Annotated in this window: 6 protein-coding genes; all 6 read right to left on the reverse strand. The window is 58.6% G+C overall.

What is annotated here, in order from left to right; translation table 11 throughout:
• Positions 1-204: 204 nt before the first annotated feature.
• The gene (locus tag R6T97_RS15830; RefSeq protein ID WP_410350249.1) at positions 205-465 is read right to left on the reverse strand and encodes a DUF6132 family protein; all 261 of its coding nucleotides are present in this window, start codon (positions 463-465) and stop codon (positions 205-207) included.
• Positions 466-545: 80 nt separating this feature from the next.
• Positions 546-2345: a tetratricopeptide repeat protein gene (locus R6T97_RS15835; protein WP_410350250.1), complete on the reverse strand. Its 1800-nt coding sequence runs from the start codon at positions 2343-2345 to the stop codon at positions 546-548.
• A gap of 268 nt (positions 2346-2613) precedes the next feature.
• On the reverse strand, positions 2614-3120 hold the full coding sequence (locus tag R6T97_RS15840; RefSeq protein WP_410350251.1) for a hypothetical protein: 507 nt from the start codon (positions 3118-3120) through the stop codon (positions 2614-2616).
• The gene (locus R6T97_RS15845; RefSeq protein WP_410350254.1) at positions 3117-4358 is read right to left on the reverse strand and encodes a bifunctional folylpolyglutamate synthase/dihydrofolate synthase; all 1242 of its coding nucleotides are present in this window, start codon (positions 4356-4358) and stop codon (positions 3117-3119) included. Before R6T97_RS15845 ends, R6T97_RS15840 begins: the two co-directional genes overlap by 4 nt.
• A 29-nt stretch (positions 4359-4387) precedes the next feature.
• Positions 4388-5323, reverse strand: a complete 936-nt coding sequence (gene accD, locus R6T97_RS15850; RefSeq protein ID WP_410350252.1) for an acetyl-CoA carboxylase, carboxyltransferase subunit beta — start codon at positions 5321-5323, stop codon at positions 4388-4390.
• Between the two features lie 60 nt (positions 5324-5383).
• A partial coding sequence (locus tag R6T97_RS15855) for a CPBP family intramembrane glutamic endopeptidase (protein ID WP_410350253.1) occupies positions 5384-6051 on the reverse strand: 668 nt, incomplete at its 5' end.

Here is a 6051-nt window from a genome sequence, read left to right on the forward strand (position 1 = left end):
CGACGAAGTGAAGTGACTAAGATTGGCGACGAAGTGTATTGGTTTCATGCTGTCAACTGCTCTTTCTAGGTTCAACGAAGCGAGCGGATTGTCGGTTCAGGATCTTTTCCTGCTCATGCCGATCTGGAGATCGGCGTTTCCGAGGGCGGCTGTCGAATATTTATTTCGCGGTCGTGGTCACAATCGATCTTTCTCCAACCACTCTCATTTCTCCCCTTTTTCCTCTTCTTCGAGCACCCTGGTTTCGTCGTCGGATTCGGTCGCCGACGGATCACTGCGTCGATCGGCGCCAAGGGAAAGCCCGAAGAGCAAACCCAGAACAGCTCCGTAGATCGCGCCGCGATAAGGCGTGGCGGTGAGGGGGCATGTCCCCGAGGAGCATTGCCCATAATAACCCATCAGGGCTCCGATGCCGCCGCCCACGATAATTGCGATGATCAGCCTGATTATACCCGCCTTGTCCATATCAAAACCCCTATTCTGTCGAATTGCAGAAGACGGCGCAATCTAGACTAATCGCCGGCCGGATTCAAACGTATTTCGACTCAGTCTGCTATTTGATTTCCGCCGACAATCGTCTGCATGTTCGCCAAACTGTCCAGCGGACTCATCGCGCGGTTGCGCATGGTCTTGACCACATGGGTATATATCATCGTTGTCTCTACGCTGGCATGGCCGAGATAGCCCTGTATCTCCCGCAGATCCACGCCGTTCAGCAACATGTGGGTCGCGAAAGAATGACGCAGCGAATGCACGGTCGCCGGCTTTTCTATGCCGGCCGCCTGCACGGCATTGCGCACGATGCGCTGACAGAGCGCGTCACCCAGATGATCGTTGATCACCGGATCGACCGGCTCCAGAGACGCGGCCCGCTCAAGTTGAAAAACCGCCTCCTCATATTGGCCTAGCTGGAAGTAGACCCAACCGAGACTATCCACGATGGCCCCATTATCGGGTTGGGTGGCGGCCGCCGTTTCGATCATCCCCAATGCCTCATCCAGCTTTTCACCGCGTTCCACCAGTGAGTAGCCCAGATAGTTCAGGACTTGCGGATGGTCAGGGCGCAGTGCGAGGGCCGACCGGAAGTCAGCCTCTGCACCGGGCCAATCATCTATCTTATGATGCGAGATTCCGCGTGTGTAATAGACAAACCAGCGCGCATTATCGCGGTCGTCATAAAGCTCAAGCGCGCGCGAGTAGGTTGCGATAGCCTCGCCATAGCGTTCGGCCTGCCGCAATGTATCGCCTTTTGTCGCATAAACCTCCGGCAAATCCGGATGGCTGCGGCTAAGTGCGTCAAGCACCTCGATCGCCGCGTCCTTGCGGCCTGCCGCGCGCAACACGTCGGCCCGTCCAAGCTCTGCGGCATGAAACGACGGGTCATCGCGCGACACAGAGGCATAGGCTGCATTCGCGAGGTCATATTGTGCGAGGTCCTCCAGCAGGGCGGCATTCATCAAGACTGCCGGAGTATGCCCTGACCAAAGGTAGGTTGCAGCGCGCGCATACATCAGGGTGAACTGCTTGGGTGCGTCGCCACGCACGATATCAGCGATGACGATAAACAGATCGGCAAGTCCTTGGGTCGGCGATCGCACGGCACTATAGGCCACGGCCTCATCTGCGGCCAGTTGTGCGCGTAGTTTGGCAGTTCCCACGTCAAGCTGATCCCCGAAAATCTTATCGACGAGACCAAGCGCATCTGCGTTGCGCCCCAACTGGCTGAGAATTTGAGCGTGGGCAATCGCGCTTTGACGGCTGTACCGCATGCCACCGGGAACTTGCCCCGAAAAGATCGCCTCGGCCCCTTCGAAATCACCGACAGAGGCCAGCGCATAGGCCTTGTGGGTCAGCCCATAGACCAGCATGCCATCCGCCGCGATCACCGCATCGAAGCTTGCGAGCGCATTTGTCATGTCTCCCTGCCCCAGATACGCCCATCCCTTGGACAACCCATCGACCAGCGGCCCGATACTCCGCCCTGCGTCCAGCGCATTGAAGATCGAGGCCCAATCACCTGCTTTGGCATCCGCGATCATCAATGTGAGGTTGGCGATCTGACTGTCATACCCGTAATCAACAATTGCCTGTGCCAGCGGAATAGCACGGTCGACATCGCCCAGTGCGATCCACGATGTCATCGCGTTTTCGAGCAGATAGGGATTTGACGGATCAGCAAGCAGACCCTGAGAAAAATACCGCGATGCTTCGGCAAAATCGCTGGCCAGACCGGCCTGTTTTGCCGCAAGGTACGCGCCAGCATCAATTTGCGCGGCATTCGCGGCCGCACCCGAGATCATAAAGGCCGTCACGGCCCCTATAAATGAACGTTTCAAGACAGTCATTGCCTACCCTTCCCCTGGGAGTCCCCATACCCTAGCTGCGCACAGGCTGTCATGCAAATCGCGCAAAGTCGTGGTGGCAAATTGTTGCAGACGGCGGCGCCCGGGAGAATATCAGGGCACCGTCACGCACAAGAAGACAGGCCATTACGGCCCGCCTGCTCGCCCTGCCAATACTGCCCGTCTGCGCCTATTAAATATGGCGCTTTACGTTACCAATGACACTAAGCGATGAAGTGATTCGCAGTCAAGAGACTGATTCGCGAATCGCTCAACTTGTTGGGGCATACACCCGACAAAGCGGGTCGACCGGGACCGGGCTGACCAGAAACGGAGTCTCGGGAGGCATCCCGCTTTCTTCGACCCAAACACCGTTGAGACAGAAATCCTGCGCGAAATTTCCGAGGTTGAAACCAAAACCGGGGGTGCCACAGTCCGTTGCTGTTCCATCAGCGTTCCACGCCTGACTGACCCCGAGCCCCATTTCACCCGGCGTCATAAAGACACTGCGTGCCGGATCGTAGTTGAGAAACCAGCTATCATCGTCGTCACGGCTGGCCATATCCCATTTGCCCAGCAATTGCCCGTCCCGATAACCGGCGATCCTGAAGAGCGTGACATCATCCTGCGTGACGATCGGTTTGTTCAGCGCCGTGGGATTGATGCTCATTTGTCCGGTCATCGTATGGCCGTTCGCGCCTTCCCAGCAGAAATAGAAATCCGCTGCGTCGGCACTGTTGGCCAACAGACATGTCGCAACCGCCAATCCTCTGATCAAGCACCATTCTCCCGCATCACATGACCCGCCAGATAGAGCGAGCCGCAGATCAAAATCCGCGCATTTGGCGACTGCGCGACAATTGCTGCAATAGCTGCCTGCACATCATCCGCAACTCGTGCGGGCAAGCCTGCGTTTTCCGCTTCCGCTGCGGTCTGCGCCGCCGGGATTGTCGCGCTCTCACCGGGGATTGAAACAGCCGTCAGCGTCTCTGCCACCCCCGCCAAATGTCGCAGGTAGCCGCTGATGTCCTTGGTATTCAGCATCCCGCAGATCAAATGGGTCGGGCGGACAGGTTGTTCGCGCAACGTCTCGGCCAAAGCCTGACCTGCTGCCGGGTTGTGCCCACCGTCCAGCCAAAGTTCGGCCGGAGCAGCAAGATCGACCAAAGCACCTTTGGTCAGTTTTTCCATGCGGCCGGGCCAATAGGCGCGTGTTACCGCCGCTTCGCAGGCGACTTCATCCTTGCCCAGCGCGCGGAGTGCCGCAATCGCAGCACCGGCGTTCATCACCTGATGCGGACCGAGCAGGTTGGGCCGCGGCAAGTCGAGCAAGCCGCGTTCATCCTGATAGATCAGTCGGTTCCGCTCGACGTCGACATGCCAGTGTTGACCATACGCGAGTAGCGGCGCACCGAGTGATGCGGCCCGCGCCTCGATCACGTCTATGCTTTCTGGATGCTGCGGGCCCACCACGCAGGGGACACCGCGTTTGATAATGCCCGCCTTCTCGCCCGCGATGGCGCCAAGCGTATCGCCCAGAAACTGCTGGTGGTCCAAATCAACGGGGGTGATGATGGTGATGGCAGGATCAGGGATCACATTGGTCGCATCCAGCCGCCCGCCAAGGCCGACCTCCAGCAGGGTGTAATCGGCAGGTGTTTCAGCAAAGGCCAGCAGCGCCGCAACTGTCGTGATTTCGAAATATGTGATCGGATCGGGACCGTTCGCGATATAGCAGCGGTCCAGCACATCCGTCAGCGCCTCTTCCGTGATCAACTCTCCTGACAGTCGAATCCGTTCATGAAAGCGGGCCAGATGGGGGGATGTATAGGCATGGACCTTTGATGCACCTGCCTCCAACCCCGCGCGGATCATCGCTTGGGTGGACCCTTTGCCATTGGTCCCGGCCACGTGGATGACGGCGGGCAGACGATCTTGTGGATTGCCGACGGCCTCCAGCAGTCGCCGGACACGGTCCAAGGTCAGGTCGATGACCTTGGGGTGCAGGGCCATCATCCGATCAAGGATCACATCAGAACTTTGGGTCACTTGGCCAGTTCTTCCGCAGCCGCGATTTCTTCGGCGGCTTCCGACTTGATCTCTGGGGCGGGCAGATCACCCTTGACGGGCGGGTCCTGCTTCATCAGCAGGCGCACAATCGTCACCAACTCATCCTTGAGATCAGTGCGCTTTGTCACCCGGTCCAGCATCCCGTGATCCAGCAGATATTCCGCACGCTGGAAACCTTCGGGGAGCTTTTCGCCGATGGTCTGTTCGATCACGCGCGCGCCGGCAAAGCCGATCAGCGCGTTGGGCTCGGCAATCTGCACGTCACCCAGCATCGCATAGGATGCCGTGACGCCGCCAGTCGTGGGGTGTGTCAGTACGACGATGTAGGGCAACCCCGCCTCTTTCAGCATCTGCACCGCGATGGTCGTGCGCGGCATTTGCATCAGGCCAAGGATACCTTCCTGCATCCGTGCGCCACCGGCCGCCGAAAACAGGATCAGCGGACGCTTAAGTATGACGGCCCGCTCAGCGGCAGCGACAATGGCATTGCCAACATACATCGACATCGACCCGCCCATGAAGGAAAAGTCCTGAACGGCAACCACCACACCAGTGCGGCCCATTTCGCCTTCGGCCACCAGCATCGCATCTTTTTCACCCGTTTTCTTGCGGGCTTCCTTGATGCGGTCGGTGTATTTCTTCTGGTCGCGGAAATGCAGCGGATCGACGACGGGTTCGGGCACCGCGACCTCGACGAAAACGCCACCGTCAAAGATCGACTTCAGCCGGTCCCGCGCTCCGATCGGCATATGATGGCCACAGTTGGTGCAGACATTCAGGTTGTCCGCCAGTTCGCGGTGAAACAGCATCGTGCCGCAGTCGTCGCATTTGGTCCAAAGATTGTCCGGCACCTCGCGGCGTGAAAACAGCGAGTTGATCGTGGGGCGGACGTAGTTGGTGATCCAGTTCATAGACGCGGCCTTTACAGGATATTGCAGGGACCAAATATGATGGTGCGGCACGAAATGCAATCAGCGCCGCAGCGCAATCCTTGCCGTAAGCCACATGATCACCACCGACAGCAGCATCGTGACCATCTGAAAGATGATCGCGGGGCTGAGCAACGCCTCAATCCCATGGGCATAAAGCGCAGGGTCCTCGTAGGGGTAAAGAAAGAGGGCAAGGCCCGATGATGGCCAGCCCTGCACCCCCACGATGAGGAGGGCAAAAGCGTTGTTGGCCAAATGCAGCCCGATTGCAGCCCCCAGATTCCCCGTTCGCGCCGTGAGATCGGCGCAGGCCATCCCGAGCGTCACGGCCCAAATTGCCCACAGCACCCCTTCAGCCGCCCCGTTCCCGTTCCAGAAATGCAACGCGCCGAACATCGCCGATGGTACAAACATCCACACCCACCGGCTGTTGGACAGGCAGGCGAACTGCTGTTGCAGGTAGCCACGAAAGAGCATCTCTTCGGTGCCGACCTGCACAAGCAAGGCTGGAATCGCGATAACAGCCAGCGCCGCCCAGACACCGATATCGCGCACGTCGGCAAGATCGGCGGGGTTGATCCAAGGGGGTAATAACTCCAACACCAGCAACCACAAAGACACAGCCAGAGAGACACGGATCAGGTCGCGCCTGAGCGCGTCAGGTGGCCCCATAAGCGACCAGAAACCACGGTTATGAATGATCCTGAGCA

The organism is Yoonia sp., assembly GCF_046498525.1.
Taxonomy (GTDB): domain Bacteria; phylum Pseudomonadota; class Alphaproteobacteria; order Rhodobacterales; family Rhodobacteraceae; genus Yoonia.

Bases quoted from the DNA above. Each gene is read 5' to 3' on its own strand.
- R6T97_RS15835 (WP_410350250.1), bottom strand. From the start codon at position 2,345: ATGACTGTCTTGAAACGTTCATTTATAGGGGCCGTGACGGCCTTTATG.
- accD (WP_410350252.1), bottom strand. From the start codon at position 5,323: ATGAACTGGATCACCAACTACGTCCGCCCCACGATCAACTCGCTGTTT.
- R6T97_RS15845 (WP_410350254.1), bottom strand. From the start codon at position 4,358: ATGATGGCCCTGCACCCCAAGGTCATCGACCTGACCTTGGACCGTGTC.
- R6T97_RS15830 (WP_410350249.1), bottom strand. From the start codon at position 465: ATGGACAAGGCGGGTATAATCAGGCTGATCATCGCAATTATCGTGGGC.